Annotated in this window: 15 protein-coding genes; 14 read left to right on the forward strand and 1 reads right to left on the reverse strand. The window is 39.5% G+C overall.

Annotation, left to right across the window (positions count from 1 at the left end):
- Nucleotides 1–30 precede the first annotated feature (30 nt).
- From D1164_RS01245 to D1164_RS01270, 6 genes are all read left to right on the forward strand, one after another.
- Nucleotides 31–2,280, forward strand: coding sequence for a beta-galactosidase (locus D1164_RS01245; protein WP_119348111.1), 2,250 nt, complete (start codon nucleotides 31–33; stop codon nucleotides 2,278–2,280).
- A gap of 240 nt (nucleotides 2,281–2,520) precedes the next feature.
- The gene (locus tag D1164_RS01250) at nucleotides 2,521–4,056 is read left to right on the forward strand and encodes a glycosyl hydrolase family 28 protein (RefSeq protein WP_119348112.1); all 1,536 of its coding nucleotides are present in this window, start codon (nucleotides 2,521–2,523) and stop codon (nucleotides 4,054–4,056) included.
- Nucleotides 4,057–4,155: 99 nt separating this feature from the next.
- Nucleotides 4,156–4,908: a fibrobacter succinogenes major paralogous domain-containing protein gene (locus tag D1164_RS01255; RefSeq protein WP_119348113.1), complete on the forward strand. Its 753-nt coding sequence runs from the start codon at nucleotides 4,156–4,158 to the stop codon at nucleotides 4,906–4,908.
- A 198-nt stretch (nucleotides 4,909–5,106) separates the two neighbouring features.
- Complete coding sequence (locus D1164_RS01260) at nucleotides 5,107–6,411, forward strand: Gfo/Idh/MocA family protein (protein ID WP_119348114.1); 1,305 nt, start codon at nucleotides 5,107–5,109, stop codon at nucleotides 6,409–6,411.
- An 8-nt stretch (nucleotides 6,412–6,419) separates the two neighbouring features.
- The gene (locus D1164_RS01265; RefSeq protein ID WP_119348115.1) at nucleotides 6,420–7,334 is read left to right on the forward strand and encodes a sugar phosphate isomerase/epimerase family protein; all 915 of its coding nucleotides are present in this window, start codon (nucleotides 6,420–6,422) and stop codon (nucleotides 7,332–7,334) included.
- 407 nt (nucleotides 7,335–7,741) lie between these two features.
- Complete coding sequence (locus tag D1164_RS01270) at nucleotides 7,742–11,017, forward strand: glycosyl hydrolase (RefSeq protein ID WP_206610887.1); 3,276 nt, start codon at nucleotides 7,742–7,744, stop codon at nucleotides 11,015–11,017.
- Nucleotides 11,018–11,064: 47 nt separating this feature from the next.
- On the opposite strand, the gene D1164_RS01275 is transcribed toward D1164_RS01270, so the two are convergent.
- Nucleotides 11,065–11,739, reverse strand: a complete 675-nt coding sequence (locus D1164_RS01275; RefSeq protein ID WP_119348116.1) for an HAD family hydrolase — start codon at nucleotides 11,737–11,739, stop codon at nucleotides 11,065–11,067.
- A gap of 327 nt (nucleotides 11,740–12,066) precedes the next feature.
- Between D1164_RS01275 and D1164_RS01285 the strand changes: the two genes are divergently transcribed.
- The 8 genes from D1164_RS01285 (at nucleotide 12,067) to D1164_RS01320 (ending at nucleotide 19,729) form a co-directional block, all read left to right on the forward strand.
- Nucleotides 12,067–13,305: an MFS transporter gene (locus tag D1164_RS01285; RefSeq protein ID WP_119348117.1), complete on the forward strand. Its 1,239-nt coding sequence runs from the start codon at nucleotides 12,067–12,069 to the stop codon at nucleotides 13,303–13,305.
- A gap of 247 nt (nucleotides 13,306–13,552) precedes the next feature.
- Complete coding sequence (locus D1164_RS01290) at nucleotides 13,553–14,998, forward strand: hypothetical protein (RefSeq protein ID WP_119348118.1); 1,446 nt, start codon at nucleotides 13,553–13,555, stop codon at nucleotides 14,996–14,998.
- A gap of 58 nt (nucleotides 14,999–15,056) precedes the next feature.
- Nucleotides 15,057–16,916, forward strand: a complete 1,860-nt coding sequence (locus tag D1164_RS01295) for a class I mannose-6-phosphate isomerase (RefSeq protein WP_119348328.1) — start codon at nucleotides 15,057–15,059, stop codon at nucleotides 16,914–16,916.
- Nucleotides 16,894–17,796, forward strand: coding sequence for an ROK family protein (locus tag D1164_RS01300; protein ID WP_172594291.1), 903 nt, complete (start codon nucleotides 16,894–16,896; stop codon nucleotides 17,794–17,796). The genes D1164_RS01295 and D1164_RS01300 overlap by 23 nt, the downstream gene beginning before the upstream one ends.
- Nucleotides 17,789–18,160 carry a (Fe-S)-binding protein gene (locus tag D1164_RS01305; protein WP_172594292.1) on the forward strand — a complete coding sequence of 124 codons (372 nt, stop codon included), beginning with the start codon at nucleotides 17,789–17,791 and terminating at the stop codon, nucleotides 18,158–18,160. Before D1164_RS01300 ends, D1164_RS01305 begins: the two co-directional genes overlap by 8 nt.
- Nucleotides 18,153–18,470 (forward strand): heterodisulfide reductase-related iron-sulfur binding cluster, encoded by a 318-nt coding sequence (locus D1164_RS01310; RefSeq protein ID WP_119348121.1) that lies wholly within the window; start codon nucleotides 18,153–18,155, stop codon nucleotides 18,468–18,470. Before D1164_RS01305 ends, D1164_RS01310 begins: the two co-directional genes overlap by 8 nt.
- Nucleotides 18,470–18,769, forward strand: a complete 300-nt coding sequence (locus D1164_RS01315) for a hypothetical protein (protein ID WP_119348122.1) — start codon at nucleotides 18,470–18,472, stop codon at nucleotides 18,767–18,769. The genes D1164_RS01310 and D1164_RS01315 overlap by 1 nt, the downstream gene beginning before the upstream one ends.
- A 384-nt stretch (nucleotides 18,770–19,153) precedes the next feature.
- Nucleotides 19,154–19,729, forward strand: a complete 576-nt coding sequence (locus tag D1164_RS01320) for an RNA polymerase sigma factor (RefSeq protein WP_119348123.1) — start codon at nucleotides 19,154–19,156, stop codon at nucleotides 19,727–19,729.
- Nucleotides 19,730–19,776: the final 47 nt, after the last annotated feature.

The raw sequence follows: 19,776 nt of genomic DNA on the forward strand, positions 1-19,776 counted from the left end.
TTGACTTGATAGTAAATTTAAATTGATAATATGTTGCGACGAAAATTCATTAAGCATTTTGGCAATGCGGGAGGAGTAGTTTTTATCTCTCCACTTGTTGTTGATGGAGAGCATGTGGTTTCCTCTCAACAAAAAACTACTGATACAGAATCTCAGGAAACCAATAAAGGGTTCCCAAATTCCGAGATAAAACAATACAATGGGAAACCAACTGTTTTTGTTAATGGGAAAGCATATTTCCCTATGGCATATTTATCTTATTATCCTAGACAGTTCATGTACAAAGATGTGGGGCAATCTGGCGTACGCTTTTTTAGTTTGAGTATAACATTGGGAGGTCGTTTTGTTTCATCCGGTAGACAAGGTAAAGTAAGATTAGCAAGAAAAGGAATTTGGGATGCACCTGGTAGCATTGATTTTGCTCTTCTTGATAAATATGTAAGAGAAATACTTGATGTTGCTCCTAATTCTTTTATTTTTCCAAGAATATATTGTGACAGCCCTGAATGGTGGGACAGTTTTCATCCTCGGGAAACGAACCGTTCTTATAGCGGATTTCCTCAGCGTCAGTCTTTTTCTTCAATAGCCTGGAGGAATGAAACAGCTAATGTGATAAAGAAAATAGTTATTCATTTTCGTAATTCTTTATATTCTGAAAAAATAATTGGTCTTCATATTACAGCGGGAGAGACAGAGGAAGGAGTTCATCATAGGTTTATGGGAGAAAGTGATTATGGGATTGCTGCACAAAACGAATTCAAAAACTGGATATTGAGGCAGTATGATAACAATGAACATCAGATATTAAAAGCTTTCGGAAAAAATATTCATGAGATTTGCATTCCTACACCAGAAGAACGTAAAAAATCAAAAATAGGTGATTTCATAAATCCTTCTGAATCGAGACTGGTTGCTGAATATAATCTTTTTAGTTGTGAGGAAATTGTTGACAGTCTGGATTTTTTATGTAAAGCAGTAAAAGAAGAGAGTAATGGGAAGCTGTTGACAGGAGTTTTTTACGGCTATACCCTAGTTGGTTGGAGAGATCATTCTGCCTTAGCCTATTTACTTAAATCGCCAAATATAGATTTTTTATCAAATACAAACGGAGCTGGAAGAAATACTATAATAGGTGAACACGACATGCATTTTCTTTCTGAAACTGATTCCATCCATAAAGCCAATAAACTTTTTTATTATGAAGCTGATACGAGAACTTGCATGAGTAAATGGATATCAGAAATTCAACCTGAAATTGACCCTTTCCATCTATATGATTCGGAAGGCTGGAAAGGACCTAAAACAATGGAAAAGACGATTAATCTTTTAAAAGCAGTTTTTTCTCGAGTCATCTGCTCTGGGTCTACGCATTGGTGGTTTGATCTCTGGGGAGGATGGTACGACAATAAAGAAATATTGGAACTTTTTAATAAGATGCAAAAAATTGGAGAAGAGAGTATACATTTGCCTCGCAATTCTGTTTCAGAAGTTTGTGTAATTGTAGAAGAGGAGTCTTTTCTGTATTATGCATCTACTTCTGGACGGGTCTCTACTTGGATCGGCGCACAAATGAATCAAATTGGGAGAATTGGTGCTCCTTACGATGTGTATCTGGCAGACGATCTGAACGATATTGATGTATCAAAGTATAAACTATTTATTTTTTTAAATTCAATTTTTTTGTCCTCCCAAAAAATGCAGATAATTCGACAGAAGTGTATGAATAACAGTCGGACTTTGATATGGTTGTATGCACCTGGATTAATTGGTGAAGAATTAGCTGTGTCCAATGTTTCGTCAAATATTAACATGGATGTTGATCTTTTAGAGAAACGACAGGGAACAAAAGTATTTGTTGATATTAATAAGAAAAAGTTGAATTATGAAGGAGCCAAAGTTTCACCTTTCCTGTATGTAAAAGGCGGCATGAATCAAATACACGGGAGAACGGAAGACGGGCTAATTGTTCTTGCCTCGAAGAAAGAGAAAAGTTATCTAACAGTTTTTGCGTCGGTTCCTCCATTACCATGGCAGGCAATTATGCATTTTGCCAAAGAATCTGGGGTGCATATATATAGTGACTTAGGCGATGTAATATATGCAAATCAAAGTTACCTATCTATCTCTACATCAAAATCGGGGAAAAGACGAATCAAGCTTCCGAAAAATTACGGGTTACGAGAATTACTAGGTGAAACTATCGTACATGAGTCAAATAGTAGTAATCATGAAATCTATTTTTCTGAGACAAGTTGTCGCTTTTTTCGCCTGCTTACATAGAATATGTTGTGTGTATTAATAATCTTAGTATGAACAATAAAAGATCTGAATAGAAATGATAAAACCAATGTTTTGTATATTCTTGCTTCTTGAAATTATTCCATTTGTTAAACTTTAAGAAATGATTAGAGTTCCTAAGTGCATGAACAGGAGGTAAAATGAGTTATAGATATATCGGAAATAGAGAAATAAATTGAGTTCACTAGAACGCTCAAGCAGCTCACTTAATAAATAATTGAAATGGAAATAAATCAAGCAAATAGTTTCGACATGTTTTTTTACGTTAAAAGCTTTTACCTCTTTATTGTTTTAATCTTGATATTAGCTGGTTGTGAGAATGTGATTATCTACTCTGCTCCACAAAGTGAAGCAAAGGTGGACACTTACGAGTTGTTTGTTGATAGAAAACATGTTGATGTCTATAAGTGTCGTGTCTCTAAGTATCCTATTAATCAATGGTGGAAAGGGTATCAACGATCGCTTGATCAAACAGAGCCAGCAGGATTTGCATATTGGGATATGGAGGGGAATGTGGAGGTTGAGATAATATCTAAAGAGAAGGTAAAAGCTGCAATTATCCGCCCACAGTCATTAGGAATTGAAATTCGAATAAATAATAATAAAATATCTTTTGCCTTGGATAGTATTATTCCTGTAGTAGTTGAAATAAATGGTTGCCATAATGCATTACATCTTTTCCCTAATCGTAAAAGTAAAGGACAGCCAACTCCTACATCTCCTAATATGTATTATTTTGGACCTGGAGTCCACGATATCGGAAGGTTGCAGCTACAGAGTAACGATACCGTTTGTATTGCCGGAGGTGCTGTAGTTTATGGATATATTACTGCGGTAAATGCTAGCAATATATTAGTCTATGGAAAGGGGATTCTAGATGGTAGTCGAATTCCGCGTTCTAATCTTCCTTATATTGGTCCCGGGTGTATGACCTTATTTGGGTGTCGTAATATTTCTATAAAAGGAATTATCATGCGTGATCCAAATAGATGGTGTCTTAATTTGTTCGGCTGCCAAAATGCCACTATTTCAAATGTAAAGTTGATTGGATTGTGGAGGTATAATACAGATGGTTTAAATGTAAGTAACTCACAAAATATTTCCGTAAAAAATTGTTTTGTTCGTTCATTTGACGATGCATTAGAAGTAAAAGGAGTAAAAGCATGGAGCTCGATGCCTGTAGAAAATGTCCAATTTAGAAATTGTGTAATATGGTGCGACTGGGGGAGATCTATAGGGATTACAAGTGAAACTAAAGCCCCATATATTAAAGATGTAAAGTTTGAAAATTGCGATATTATAAAAAGTACCCACAATGCTATTGCCGTTAATAGAATGGACAATGCAAGTATAAGTAATATTACTTTTTCTAATATTAACATAGAGTTGGATGAATGGATGAAGCCTAAATTACAGGAGCTCAAAGATGACAAATATAATCCAAACATTGACGACAATTATTCTCCAACATTACTTAGTATTTTAGTATCTAAAAACCATCTTAATAATGAAGTATACATTAAAGATAACACTGGAGGTATTGATTCAGTATTATTAGAAAACATAAAGGTGTTAGGAAATTGTAGTGCAAAGTCGCAGATGACAGGTTTGAGTAGTACCCAATCGGTCAACAATGTTCAGATAAGAAATCTTCAGTTTAATGATGAAATAGTTAGCTGTCTGGAGCAGGCAAATATTACGATCGGCCCTTTCGTGGAAGGAGTTAAATTGGAGTATAGGGGAAATCCTTCTAAATAACAGGTTAATAAAAACAACAAAAGTTACTAGTATTGTTTATAAAGCTTTTTGCCAATCAACTCAGAATAGTATATGTTATTAACATAAAATTTAAAAACAATGATTAAACGTGAATATATATATTCTATACAAAAATGGGTTTTTAATCTATGGAATTTTTTGATTAACATCAGGAGAAGTTATGAATTAAGTAATTACATATATGTGAAAGTTATTATTGTATTACTTATACTTCTAAAACTAGCTAGCGTATCAATAGCTCAGGATACAGTAACAGATATAGATGGGAATATTTATCATACCGTACAGATAGGAGATCAAATTTGGATGAAAGAAAACCTACGGACAACCAGATACAAAAATGGAGATATTATCGAAACAACAGTTCCTGAAAATAAAGACATAAATGAAGAAAATAATCCTAAATATGTATGGGTATTTGCAGGCAAAGAAAAAAACGTTAATACATATGGGCGTCTTTACACATGGTACTCTATTACTGACTCGCGAGGCTTATGCCCTTGTGGATGGCATATTCCAGATGAGTCAGAATGGCTAAAGCTTGCTAATTTTCTGGGAGGAGAGTCTGTTGCCGGTGGTAAACTAAAAAAAGAAGGAATTATTGATTGGTATTCTCCAAATATTGGGGCAACAAATGAATCAGGTTTTTCTGCCTTGCCTGGAGGAGGACGCCTTAGTAACGGTGTGTTCAACGATTATGGAAATGGGGCTATCTGGTGGAATATGGAAGGGAGTGGTTATTATTTAAATTATAGCGATGCTTATATACACAAGTGGGATTTTGTGAAAAAGTCAGGTCTATCGGTTCGATGTGTTAAAGATGATGATTGAGCTTTTATATATTATTTGAAAAATCGATACAATCAAGCAGGCAGCTCACCCGGAGAAATAAGACCCCAAATAAGTTATACCAATCTTTAATTCTAATAAATGTTTTACTCTAAAACAATTGATTGAATGGGTATTCAATTTTATTTTACATCTTAAATCGTAGAAATGCATTGAAAATAAACTAAAAACAAAAATATTATGGGCTTATCAAGGAGACAATTTTCGAAGATTGCCGGACTGGCAACTGTTGGAACAGTAATTTCATCCAATTCAGTATGGGCATCAAATAGCAACACATTAAAGGTAGGGTTAATTGGATGTGGTGGTCGTGGAACAGGTGCCGCCGAACAAGCATTAAATGCGGATCCTAATGTAGTTCTTTCCGCAATGGGCGATGCTTTTTCTGACCATCTGGAAAAATCATACAACTCGTTAAAACAAAAATTCGGAGAAAAGGTACAGGTAGCCGACAATAAAAAATTTGTCGGGCTCGATGCCTATCAAAAGCTAATTGATTCAGATGTTGATGTAGTTCTGCTAGCCACACCGCCTGCTTTCAGGCCAGAACATCTGGAAACAGCAATAAACGCTGGCAAACATATCTTTTGCGAAAAACCTTTTGCTGTTGATGCACCTGGATTACGTAGGGTAATGATGGCAGCAAAAAAAGCAAAAGAAAAACAACTGTCGCTTGTTTCCGGGTTCTGCTGGAGATACCACATCCCCAAGCGTGAAACATTTAACCGGGTATTAGATGGTCAGATAGGAGATATACTGGCTGCCGAAGCATCTTACAACACCGCCGAACTTTGGTACAAAGAACGCCAGAAAGGATGGTCGGACATGGAATACAAACTTCGTAACTGGCTGTACTATAACTGGCTTTCGGGTGACCATATTATTGAGCAGGCCATTCACAGCATTGACATGCTTTCATGGGCCATGGGTGACGAAGCCCCTGTGAAAGTAAGCGGTACTGGTGGGCGGCAAAAGCGTATAGACAAAAAATACGGCAATATTTACGACCACTTTGCGGCTACTTATGAATATGCCAATGGAACAAAAGCCTATTTCTTCTGTCGTCAGCAATCGGGCACGAGTCCTTCATATGCGGTTGAACTTACCGGCTCGGATGGTAAATGCCTGGTAGATTGCCGGACAGGGGTACACGAAATAAAAGGCAAAAATCCCTGGGAATACGATGACGATACTAAGTTTACTGACGAAAATGCCTACAAAAAATCGAAAGTAAAAAATATGTACCAGCAGGAACATGATGAATTGTTTGCTTCCATCAGAAACGGAAAGCCTATGAACGATGGCGAATGGATGACACGTTCCAACCTGTTAGCCATGGCAGGCCGGATTGCTGCATACACAGGAGAAACCATCTCATATGAACAGGCACTCTCTTCGATGGAAGAATTATTCCCGGAGAACATCTCCTGGAATACAAAATATGACATTCCGGTTGCCGTTCCTGGCATTACAAAATTCAAATAATAAGGAACATGAATAGGAAGAATTTTATTAAATCGGCAGCCTTGGTGGCAGGTACAGCAACTGTTGCCCCAACATTATCGGCTAGTACTTCGTCCAAGACAAAAATCACCCAAAAAGTAACTCTAAAGAAAAGCCTCGGCTTTGGGATGATTAAGGAAGATTTGTCGCTAACAGACAAGTTTAAGCTGGTCAAAGATTTGGGCTTTGATGGAATTGAAATGAACAGTCCCTTTGACCTGAATAAATCTGAAATACTGGAAGCCAAAGCAAAATCGGGTATTGAACTTCCCAGTGTTGTAAACAGCGATCATTGGAAAAAAACGCTTTCTGATCCCGATCCGGAGGTTCGTAAACACTGCATTAAATCGCTAGCTCAATCGCTGCAGGATGTAAAGGATTTTGGCGGCGATACGGTTTTGGTGGTGCCGGGAGTGGTCAACGAAAAGGTGAGCTACGAACAGGCTTATAACACGGCCCTTTACTCTATCCGGGAACTGATTCCTTATGCTGAAAAGACCGGGATGCAGATTGCCCTCGAAAATGTGTGGAACAATTTCCTGCTCAGCCCGGTGGAAGCCAAACGTTTTGTCGATGAAATCAACCACCCGCTGGTGGGCTGGTATTTCGACGTTGGCAATATCTTGCGGTATGGCTGGCCCGAACACTGGATAAAAACACTTAATTCGCGCATTATGAAACTCCATATCAAAGAATTCAGCCGCAAACTGATGAATGAAGAAGGATTGTGGAAAGGATTTGAGGTAAATCTGCTGGAAGGCGACAACAACTGGCCCGTGGTAATGAAAGCCATAAGCGAAATAAACCACCAGGGGGGATGGCTAACAGCCGAAGTCGGCGGGGGCGACCGTACGCGTCTGAAGGACATTTCAGAAAGGATGGATAAAATTATCGCCTATTTGTAAACTTTTTATTCGGTTCAATACTTTTCGTATTAGTTTCCTTTCCTTCTAAACCAATTAAATATACCACCACCGGGTGGTCTTCACACATCCCGGTGGTTAAATAAAAAAAGAGGGCTAAAATCCTTATTCTGTGCGGCTTTTGGTAGGTTTTACCTTTGGGATAGAACGATCATCTTCCATCAGATAGCCATCATTTTATGCCAGCGAGCGGCTGTTTGGCGGGGTAGAATGATTTTCTGGTTTGTGATTTTGAAGAGAACGGTTCTCTTTTTGAATTGGATTTTACGGGACTTCGACTTTCCCAAGTAGAAGAAATATTACACTGATTCTACAGGATGCAGTGTTTCAAGCCTTTTTGTTACTTGCGGTTAAATTATACCAATATGTATTTTTAACAAATTAAACCAATGACCAAATTATTAATTGTTCTGTTTGCTTGTGTCGTTTTGAGTTTTCCGATGTTGAAAGCAGTTTCGCAACCACAGCAAGTTCCCGTGGTGCCATCTGCCGGGGAGTTGAATGCGCCTTTCAGTAACAGGGATTTAACTGCGTTTAAAAATCCCCCCAAAGTTTACTATCCCGAAACCTGGTTTCATTTCATAGGTGGGAACGTGGGCAGGGCAGGAATTACTGCCGATTTGGAAGCCATTGCCGGCGCAGGGCTTTCGGGTATCCACCTCTTTCACGGGCAATTTGGCGGCCCCTGGCCTGGCGTGTCACCGCAGATTACCTGTTTAAGCAAGTCATGGGATGATGTAGTTCGCTTTACTGCCGAAGAATGCCGCCGGTTGGGATTGCGTTTCTCCATGCAAAATTGTCCCGGATGGGCCATGTCGGGTGGCCCATGGATAGAACCCTCCAATGCCATGCGTAATTTAGTTTGGAGCCGCGTGGATGTCAGCGGTAGCCAGATAAATGAAGTGCTGCCCCTTCCACAGCCAAGCGTTGAAGAGTGGCGTGATTACAATGATATTACCGTGCTTGCTTTTCCAACACCTCTTGACGATACCGGAGAGAATTTAAAACCGCTGTCGGTGAAAAGCGATACCCCACTGCCATGGAAAGATTTCATATCAGGAGCAAACAAAGATGCTCTCAGGCTGGAGCCTTCCATGGAGGAAAATCCACACCGGCTGGAAGTAACTTTTGCGAACCCCGTCGTTTTGCGCACGGTTGAATTTTCCGATGTCCAGGGGTTCAATCATGCCTGGTGCTATACGCCGGGAGTTAAGGTAAAAGTAACTGCTGTTTTGCCTCATGGCGCTACGCAGGAAGTTTTGAACACCCCTATCCCAATGGCTTCCTGGCAATCCAGCCATCCAATTTCATTGGCATGCGATGAAACGCAAGGCACTGGCATTTATCGCATCGAAATCGTGAATAAGCACGATATGAACCTCCGGTCTTTTCGCTTATTTTCGGCTGCCCGCAAAAATAATTGGGAGTCGGAAGCTGCCTGGACATTGCGGAGCATTGTTCGCCACAGTGAACATCCGCAACAATCAACGGGGGCTTTTATCAATCCAGAAAGCGTCCTTGATATATCAGCGTTTATGGATAAATCAGGAGATTTGAACTGGCAGGCTCCTGAAGGGGAATGGACGATTCTGCGCATCGGGCATGTAAATGCAGGACGTAAAAATGCCCCGGCGCCACCCGAAGGCACGGGGTGGGAATGCGACAAACTTTCGGAATCGGGTCCAAAGGCTCATTTTGCAGGCTATATCGGGCGTTTAAATAATGGCCCTTTAAAAGGTGGATTGTTGAACGGAATGTTGCTGGATAGCTGGGAGTGTTACACCCAGACCTGGACAAACGAAATGGAACCGGAATTCAAAAATATAACCGGTTATGAACTGAAAAAATGGCTTCCTGCTGTTTTGGGTTATGTTATCAGCGATCAGGAAACAACGAGCCGTTTTTTGCGCGACTGGCGGGGTGTTATCGGCGATTTGTTTGCAAACCGGTTTTATGGGAGTATGAGTAAATTAGCCCGGGAAAACGGGCTGAATATCATTTATGAAACAGCCGGCGGAGATGTTTTTCCGGCTGATATAATGGAGTATTTCAAATATGCCGATGTGCCGATGTGCGAATTTTGGCATCCGTATTCCGATTCTTTCGTAGGATCGATCAATTTTAAACCAATTAAGCCAACAGCTTCGGCTGCGCGGTTGTACGGCAAGCCGCGTGTGTCGGCTGAAGCTTTCACCTCGTTCGACCTGAACTGGGATGAGCATCTTAGCATGTTGAAAGAAGTGGCGAATCATAATTTTGTTGAAGGCGTTACACATCTGGTTTTTCATACCTATACACATAATCCCCGCACCGATTGGCTGCCCCCGGGAACTTCATTTGGTTCCGGCATTGGAACTCCCTTTCTGCGTGGACAAACCTGGTGGAAGCACATGCCTGAATTCACTTCTTATTTGTCGCGTTTGAATTATCTTTTTGAACGAGGGAAACCCATTTCCGATGTGCTTTGGTATCTGGGCGACGAGATAAACCACAAACCCGATCAGGAAGCGCCCTTCCCAAAAGGGTTTAAATACGATTACTGTAATCCCGATGTTTTGCTGAATCGTCTTTCGGTTCGCGATGGGAAAATCGTAACACCGGAAGGTATCAGTTACCGCGTGATGTGGCTCCCTGACAATGAACGAATGTTACCTGAAACATTGGAAAAAATTTTATTGCTGGTACGTGAGGGCGCTACAGTAATCGGAAATGCCCCACAAGGGCTTGCTACCTTAAAAGGAGGGAAAAACGCACAACAACGTTTTGAGGCAGCAGTAAAAGAGCTTTGGGGAAATAGCGGAGAGAATATCCGTATAATCGGAAAAGGAAAAGTACTGGCCGGTTTTACGATTGATGGGGCCATAGCCCAACTCAGCTTGGCTCCTGATGTAACTGGCGGTGATGCTTTATGGTTGCACCGCCAAACCGAAGGTGCCGATTGGTATTATATATGTGCACCTTATGGTCGTGGATTTCAGGGGGAGCTCAGCTTTAACAACATGGGTAATCCGGCGATTTGGAATCCGGTAAGCGGAGAAACGGAGCCGGCAAAAGTCGTTGGATGTGACGAAGGCCGTACTTCCATCCGTTTTGATTTGGCACGAGCCGGTTCCTGTTTTGTTGTTTTTCGGAAAGCCTTGGGGAAAGTACCTGTTCAGCCAGCTCCGTCAGAAAAACGAACCGAAACTTTAAGGCTTTCCGCACCCTGGAAGCTATCATTTCCGGCAAGCTGGGGAGCGTCGACCTCGGTTAAAACCACAGAATTGAAGCCATGGAAAGACCTTGAGATGTCGGCCGAAGGCAAAGCTTTTTCGGGTACGGTAACTTATACAACAAGTTTCGACGCCGGGGAGTTGAAAAAGGATGGGAATTACTCTCTCGATTTAGGCCGCGTGGAAATGATAGCTGTGGTGACGCTTAACGGGAAAAAACTCAGAACCTTGTGGACGCCTCCTTATTGCCTCGATATTACGGATGTTTTAAAACCCGGTAAAAATAGCTTGCAGGTTGAAGTTACAAGTACGTGGTTCAACCGTTTGGTTTACGATGCCGGTCAACCCGAAGAACAGCGGAAAACCTGGGTGATTAGCGGGCCTTCAAAAGATGAAGCTCTGAGGGAGAGTGGATTGCTGGGGCCTGTTGTTATAAGGCATTATTCCAAATGACGAGTAAGGTCTCTGATATTAAGAATCACATACGATATCTAATTATTTTAAATTTGAAAGCGAGTGTCTAATTCATTTAGGGAATGAATCAAATTACAGTCTAAAAGTTTCCCTGATTTTTTTCGATCAATACAGATGGCTTTCATCCCAGCATTTGTTGCTCCACAATAATCTAGTTCGTAAGAATCTCCAATGTGAATACAATCATTTATTTGTTCATCGGAACGCTCTGCTGCTATATCAAAATTTTTTTTTTGTGGTTTCGAGTAGCCAACTTCCTCAGATATAATGATTGGTTTAAAATAGTGAATTAATCCTGACTTTTTTAGTTTGTTTGTTTGGTCTGCGATAGGTCCGTTTGTTATGATACCAAATTTATTTTTCTTATTTTTTTCAAAAAAAGAAATTGTTTCGGGAAAAGGGAAACACATTTGCAAAAAGTATTGATGATATTCTTGATAGTTAAGGAGAGCTTCTTTATCAGTAATTTGTTGTCCAGCTATTGTCCATAGTTCTTTAATTCTTGATATACGTTGTTGGGAGTTTGTTATCTTTTTATGAAAAAATAATTTCAGGTATTTATCGGAAATATAGAGCCATTCTGTAATAGCATGATTGATGTTTATGTTTAATGAGTGTTTAGATATTATTCGCTGAATTGCTTTTTTATGTGCAGTCTCACTATCTAATAATGTATCATCAAGATCGAAAAAAATTATCATGCTTCTAATTTATTCTGTTTTAATAAAATTAATACTTATCCTGTTGTAAAAGTAATAAAATTGAAATATATTTGCACTACACTACACCACACTACACGATTGTGAATGTAGAATATGAGAAGAGATCAAATTTGCTTTGTAAACGAACTGAAACAGTACATAGAAGAATATTAAAACTCTGAAATGCTTGCACCTGTTAAGGCCGTAAAAGGAATGCCTGAAGTAATAAAACAAAGGTTGAAAGCAGCCTGTGACTTATTTCCAACTGCCGTTTCCAAAGTCAGGCAACCAGTTGAAGCAATTAAATTATTAAATGAGTGATATTGAATGAAAAAAAATAATAGATATAAATGGGAAGTCCTTTTTTTACTTTGGTTTGCCTTCTTGCTAAATCAGGCCGATCGACAAGCCTTTAATGTGGTTCTTCCTTTAATTCGAGAGGATTTGCATCTTTCTGATGCACAGGTTGGCTCCATTGCCACTATTTTTAACCTTGTTTATGCCCTGCTTGTTCCCTTGGCAGGTTTTATGGGTGATTTGTTTAGCCGTAAATGGCTTGTCGTGTTAAGTGTCCTTTTTTTTAGTATTGCAACTATGTTTACAGGTTTCAGCAATAGTATGTTGATGCTTATAATGATCCGTAGTATTGCAACAGGAGGGGGGGAGGCTTTTTATGGTCCGGCAAATTATGCTTTATTGGCAAGTTACCATAAAAGTACACGGGCCTTTGCGATGTCGATTCACCAGACATCCTATTATATCGGGATTATTTTAAGTGGTTTTGTTGCTGGTTATATCGGAGAGCACTGGGGATGGAGGAGCGCTTTTTATGTATTTGGTGCGGTAGGCCTTATTCATGGAATGATTTTGATATTCAGGTTAAAGGACAAGAAGGAGGAACAGCGATCCCGGTCGGTTGAAAAGGTGAAAATTAGCGAAGGTTTAAAAATTTTGTTTAAAACCCCTACTGCATTAATACTTACCATTGGTTTTAGCGGGTTAATTTTTGTCTTAACCGGTTACCTGACCTGGATGCCTACCTATCTCTACGAAAATTTTAACATGAGTTTGTCCCGCGCCGGATTTCATTCTATGTTTTATACTCATTTATTTGCATTTATCGGGATAATCATTGCCGGGAAGTATTCAGATATGGTTAGCAAAAAGAACCCCGGGGCTCGATTATTGCTGCAAGGTTTCGGGTTGCTGGCAGCAGTCCCTTTTATAGTAATGATGGGGTATTCCAATATACTTCTTACCGTTTATATCGGATTTGCCGGTTTTGGGTTTACTCGCGCTTTTTTCGACGCAAATACCTATACCCTATTATATGATGTAATCCCGGAGAAATATCATTCATCTGCATCAGGAGTTATGCTTACAATTGGCTTTGGTGTCGGTTCGTTGGCACCGGTAGTGTTAGGTGTCATTAAACCCGTGGTTGGCCTTTCTTTAGGTATATCATCCCTGGCTGTAATTTGGATTATTTGCGGTTTATTGCTGCTTGCGGCCTATAGATTTTATTTTAGAAAGGATTATGAAAAAGTTCATCCATCTTTATCATAGATAAGCAAGTCAGCAGAAAATATAAAGAATGGGATGTAAGGATATTCGGGGATGAATGGGAAAAAGCTTGTTAAGAGAGGTTTTATTATCGTGGAGTTTTTATTTGGGACAATTATTTAGTCGAAAAATAGATGAAACGAACATGTAAATTAAAATTTTTATACAGAAGTATGATTAAATAAAAGCGGGTTCCATGGGGATCCCTTAATCAATAAACAAATTAAACGAGTAAAATACAGATACAAAAATGAGAAGTAAGAAATTTGAAAAGGCAAAGGCAGGATTACTGCTGATTGCTTCCCCCCGGTTTAAAAATCTCGGGGAAGGATTGTCCCGTGGAACGTATCATGAAAGGAAGTTAAAAGAGGTAGAGGAGATTGTCGAATCGCTTCAGGAATCGCTTTGCCTGGTTAATCCCGAAATTATTTATGAAAGGGAAGAGATGGAACAAGCTATGAAACTCTTTTACGATGAAAAAGTTGATTTTATTATAGCGAATTTTCTATCCTGGTCCGAAGACTTTGCATGGATCCGCTTTCTGCGCGACATGCCTGAAATCCCCATTCTGTTTGTGAATATTGCCAAAGGAAAGGTTTCTTTTGAAGATACCCTTGACGAAGACGATTTTATTGATTACCTGTGTGCCGGAACGCTGGTTGGTTCGCTGGAAGGCTCAGGTTCAATTCCCCGTACCAATAGAAAGAACATGAAAGTGGTGATGGGCAACAAAGCCGAAATTCAAGGCGAAATAATTTCTTTCGCAAAAGTTGCCTGGGTACGTAGCATCCTTCGTAATTCAACACTGGGATTACTGGCTAACTATAACGAAGCTATGTGGTCCACATACATTGATCCATATAACCTCTTTACACGCATTGGGCCGGAACTTCGTTTTATTACCTATACCGCACTCAACGACGAAATAAACAAGGTTACTGATGCAGAAGTTAAAGCATACAAAGCTGAACTGGAGGCTAAATATCCGGTAATGGATGATGTGGAAGATGAAAAATTTTATGCAGCCGTACGTGGTTCGTTGGGGCTTGCCCGGCTGACCGAGCGTCTGGGAATCGACATCATGGTATTCAACGATATTGATGTTGCCATGTTTGAACTGATTGGCCACCGACCGAGTTTTTATCCCGAAACCTACGAACGTATAAAGTCGGTTTTGGTACCTGAAGCCGACATGGGAGCCGGAATCATCACTTTTATCCTGAAAATGATAAGTGGCAAACGCGTTAATTTTATTGAACCCTTCCATATTGAAGCTGAAAAAGGAACTTTTGCTGCGGGGCATGCCGGGCCGAATGACCATACTGACCCTGATTTTCAGGAAAATATCGTTATTTCAAGGGATGTCCGCTTTGCAAAAACAAACTATAAATATGCCGGGGCCCCATTTGCTTGGTACCGAATTTCTGCCGGCCGCAAAACAATGGCCCAGCTGGTGGAGGACAAGGGTAAATACAAGTTGGTTTGCACCCTTGTTGATTCACTGGAAGGTAAACACCTGTTTGCAACCTATTCGCACAGTATTTTTCGCCCGGTAGTTCCGGTAAAAGAACTTTTTGAACAAATCCTGAAGATTGGGACAACCCAGCATTTTGCCATTGTAGATGGCGACTACCTGAAAGAACTTTCCATGCTTGCCGAAATGATGGGATTCGAATATTATGAGATTTTAAAGTAATAAATTCAATTGATTATCAATTAAATAAAATTAAGAAGGAGAGACAAAAATGAGTTTTATGTTTAACCCGTACCCCTACGACGATCCAGCAGCTATTAACAGGCCGGAACTTTCATCCGAAACAATTAATTCAATTATATCGGGAACAAAAGAAACTGCCAGCTACATAAGTGATTTATTAATTGAGAAATTAAAGAGTAAAACAAAAAATCCGGTTATAGCATTGGAGGGTTATATCAGTACCCAATGGGAACAAACGGTAAATCTAATATCGCAAAATCTTAGACAGAAATCTGTAAAAGTTAAGGCGATCAACTTTGCGAAAATTTACAAATCGGGTTCACAACTTGACGAGGAGCTTTCCTCTTATTTAAAAGAAAACAGGGAAAAGGATCCGGTTTTGCTTTTTGGGAAATTGTTTAAAGGGAGTTACGAAGATTTGCTGGATAATATCAAATTAGGACAGCTCGAAACCCTGTTAAAAGAAACAAAAGACAGCGATACAGGTGAAGTAACCATTATTTATGGATGTGGGTGTGCCATTCAACGCCTTCGCCCATTGTATGACTGGGTATGTTATTTTGATGTCACTCCTAAAGAAGTGATGTTACGGGCAAGAAAAGGCCTGTTTGCCAACTTAGGCGATAACCTGGCAAAACCGATTAAAGCCCTGTTACGCCGGTGCTACTATGTCGATTTTGAAGTAGCAATGTATTTGCGCGGGGACTTAATTAAAAAGAGAGATATCGACTACTATATTGCAAGCACCAATTCCGATAACCTGCAACTTATTCCGTGGACATCATTTGATAAAGTAATGTCTTCACTGGTAAAATATCCGATGCGCTGTAAGCCTGTTTACCTCGAAGGAGTTTGGGGGGGGCACTATATCAAAAGATTGCGAAACCTTCCCGCCGAGATGCGTAATTGTGCCTGGGTTTTTGATATGATTCCCCTTGAGGTTAGTATCGTTGTTGAAGCAGGAAAACAATTGCTGGAATTCCCTTTCTTTACTTTTGTGCAAACAGAGGGACCTGAACTTATGGGGCAAGATTGTGTAAATGAATTTGGGGGATATTTCCCCATCCGTTTTAATTACGACGATTCGTACCATAGCAGCGGCAATATGTCAATCCAGTTGCATTCCGACCATAAATACAATGTCGAAAATTACGGAGAGCACTGCCGCCAGGATGAAAGTTATTATGTTATAACCACTGGACATGGAGCCAAAACGTATATTGGGTTTAACGAAGATGCCGACCCCGATGAATTCATTCGCGAAGCAAAAAAATCGGAGAAAGAGTTTACTCCTGTCGATTATCAAAAATACATCAATCATGTAGAATCAAAACCGGGCACACAGGTAATGATACCTGCCGGGACAATCCACTCATCAGGGCGCAACCAGGTGGTTTTAGAGATTGGTAGTTTAACTGTTGGCTCGTACACCTACAAAATGTACGATTATTTGCGTGCCGATTTCGACGGAAAACCGCGTCCAATCCATACCTACCATGGCGAACGCCAATTAAGAAAAGAAAGGAAAACCCAATGGGTGAAAGAAAATCTGGTACAGGATCCGCAACTGGTGAGGAGCGGAAACGGTTGGGCAGAATATATTGTTGGTGAGCACGATCTGTTGTATTTCAGTTTGCGAAGGTTTGAATTTGAAAATTCCATTGAAGATAATACCAACGGAAAATTTCATGTACTGAACCTGGTTGATGGAGAAAAAGTAGTTATCCGGTCATTGGATAATCCGGAACTAAGCTATACCCAGAATTATCTTGATATGGTTATTGTTCCTGCCAACGTGGGGAGGTATGTCGTAAAAAATCTTGGGAATCAACCGGTATGTGTCCATAAAACAATGCTAAAAGATGGTTTTTCCAATGAAGAGTTATTTATCGATTGATGCCGGAGGTACTTTCCTGAAATCCGCTATTCTCAGTTCGCAGGGAGAAGTATTTAAGGAATCTGTATTTTTAACAGAATCATTTTCTGAAAGCTCGAAAGAACAAATATTTCGAGCTTTCAGAAATGTTATGGACAATGCATTAAGCTTTGTTGCAACCAATAAAATGGAGTTGAGTGGAGTGGGTGTTGCCTTTCCCGGTCCGTTTGATATAGAAAAGGCCACTCCGTTGATGCAACATAAATTTCAGAATCTTTATGGAATTAATCTGCGTGATGTTTTTTCTTCAATGCCAGGCTTTCCTTCCAATATTCCTATAAAATTTGTACACGATGCTAATGCTGTTTTAATTGGTGAACTATGGAAGGGAAATGCGCAGGGATATAGTAATGCAGCAGTCATTACACTCGGGACAGGGCTTGGATTTGCTATTTCGGAAGAGGGAACTGTATTACAGAATAAGATTGGCGGACCGTATTTGTCTATTTTCCAGCTCCCTTACAGAGAAGGAATCTTGGAAGATTATGCTTCCAAACGCGGATTCATAAGAATTTATCAGCAACTTACCTCTAAAATCAGCTGCAATGGGATAAAAGTATCAGATATTGGAGAATGGGCTGCAAATGGAGACAGAAATAGCCTTCTTACTTTTCTGAAAGTTGGGGAGATATTGGGTGATTCGTTAAAAAATATTTTAAATGAAAGGAAAATTGAATGCCTGCTTTTTGGTGGTCAAATTTCCAAGTCGTTCCACTTTATGGAAGAGGGCTTGAGAACCAAATTAAAAAATACCACTTGCCTGCAAAAAATTGACGTTGTAAAAAACATCGATTATGCTGCTTTTTGGGGAGCAGTAAGTAATGTATTGCAGAATGATTGAAATACTGAGTAACAAAAATATCGGCCTCTTCATTCCCTGCTACATCGACCAATTCTATCCGCAGGTGGGCATTGCCACACTGGAACTGTTACAGAAACTGGGACTGGACGTCCACTACCCTTTGGAGCAAACCTGTTGCGGCCAGCCCCTGGCCAACAGTGGTTCGGAAAAAGAAGCCATTCCGGTCTACAAAAACTTTGTAGGGAACTTTAGCCGGTTCGACTACGTGGTTTCCCCTTCGGGCAGTTGTGTGGACCATGTCCGGGAACATTGCAATATCCTGGAACAGAGTGATGAAGTGGAAAGAGTGAGAAAGAACACGTTTGAACTCTGCGAATTTATCGTGGATATTTTAAATGGATGACCTGAAAATCGAATATCCGCATAAAGTAGATATCCACCAGAGCTGTCACGGGCTGAGAGGCCTGAAGCTGGGCACCCCTTCGGAACTGGTGACCGAACGTTCTTCCAAAGTACACCGGTTACTAAAAAAAGCAAAGGGAATTGAAATCATTGGCCTCGACCGGGAAGATGAATGTTGTGGTTTTGGCGGCACATTCTCAGTTTTTGAGCCCGATGTTTCTGTCAAAATGGGAAAAGACAGGCTGGAAGACCACCTGCATAACGGCGTGGAAATTATCACCGCTACCGACATGTCGTTGCCCCTGAAATAATGACAAGTAATGGTCATTGTTCTTATCTTCCAATCTCTGGCAATGAATGGATACTGAATGATACATACCCGGATGAAAAACGGTTGCAAAATATTTATTTATACCATGTCAAAAGAGAAGTAAAGGTTCTTTTAGCGAATTTATACCTTTCACCTGACTTTAAATTTGATAATGAGTTACGAGTCGACACCCATCCACGTTACAGCCGTGATGGAAGAATGGTAGTAGTCGATTCTCCTCACGAAGGATATGGTAGGCAAATGTATTTATTGGATATTAGCAGAATTTTAGAAAATTAAAATTTCAAAAAAACATAGTTTTACCATTCAAACTCAAACATCATGGATGTTAATGACCCACATCGTATTATTGAAAAATTTAAAAATACATTAGACAAGTTACAACATACAAAAAAAATCCGCTTGCCTTAGTGGAAAAGATAGTTACTCTCTGTTCTCTGGCTCTCCTGGATTTGTTCGAGATTTTTATAACCAATGGATTTAAAAGCCGGGAGGAAGAAATTTATTTTTTCAAACCCATAGGCAGAGTTAAGCATACATTAGCTGCTTAATTCCGCCAATGTACTATATGATATTTACATCTATGGTTCTATGGGATTTAAAAAATTAAATCAAGAAATATATATCTTTGTTTCGTTTTCAAAAAAACTAAAATTAACCTAATTGAATCCAAAAGAAAGTGAAATAGAATTAATAAAAGCTTTTAAAAAAGGTGATACTAAGGCTTTTGAAAAACTTTTTCAAAAATATCATAAAAAGTTGTTTTCCTTTTTATTTAACTTGTTAAATTCGAAAGAAGACACTGAAGAAATCATTCAGGAAACATTCTTAAGGATATGGGAAACAAGGGAACATTTTTGGGAAGAATATCCCTTTGAATCTTTACTTTACAGGATTGCAAGGAATACCTCATTAAATTATAACCGGAAAAGGGTAAACCGTGCAATTTTTGAGAAAAATTTTAGTTTTATTGCTAATCTTTCAGCAGAATCAGCCGATCAGTACCTCCTGTTTAAAGAAACACAAAGCATAATCGAAACCATATTGAATGGATTACCTCCAAAAAGAAAAGAAATTTTTTTGTTGCAAAAAGTTGAAGGACTTTCCAGACAGGAAATAGCCGAAAAATTACAAATCTCTGTTATTACTGTTGATCACCAGTTGTTTAAGGCAAATAAGTACGTAAAAGATGAATTCAAAAAATTTAGCCTCTTGATGTTCAACATTCTTTTTTTATAATTTTTTTCAATTTCGAGTGGCAGTTTTTTTTAAGTCGGGTGTATTTA

The organism is Mariniphaga sediminis, assembly GCF_003573545.1.
Lineage (GTDB): Bacteria > Bacteroidota > Bacteroidia > Bacteroidales > Prolixibacteraceae > Mariniphaga > Mariniphaga sediminis.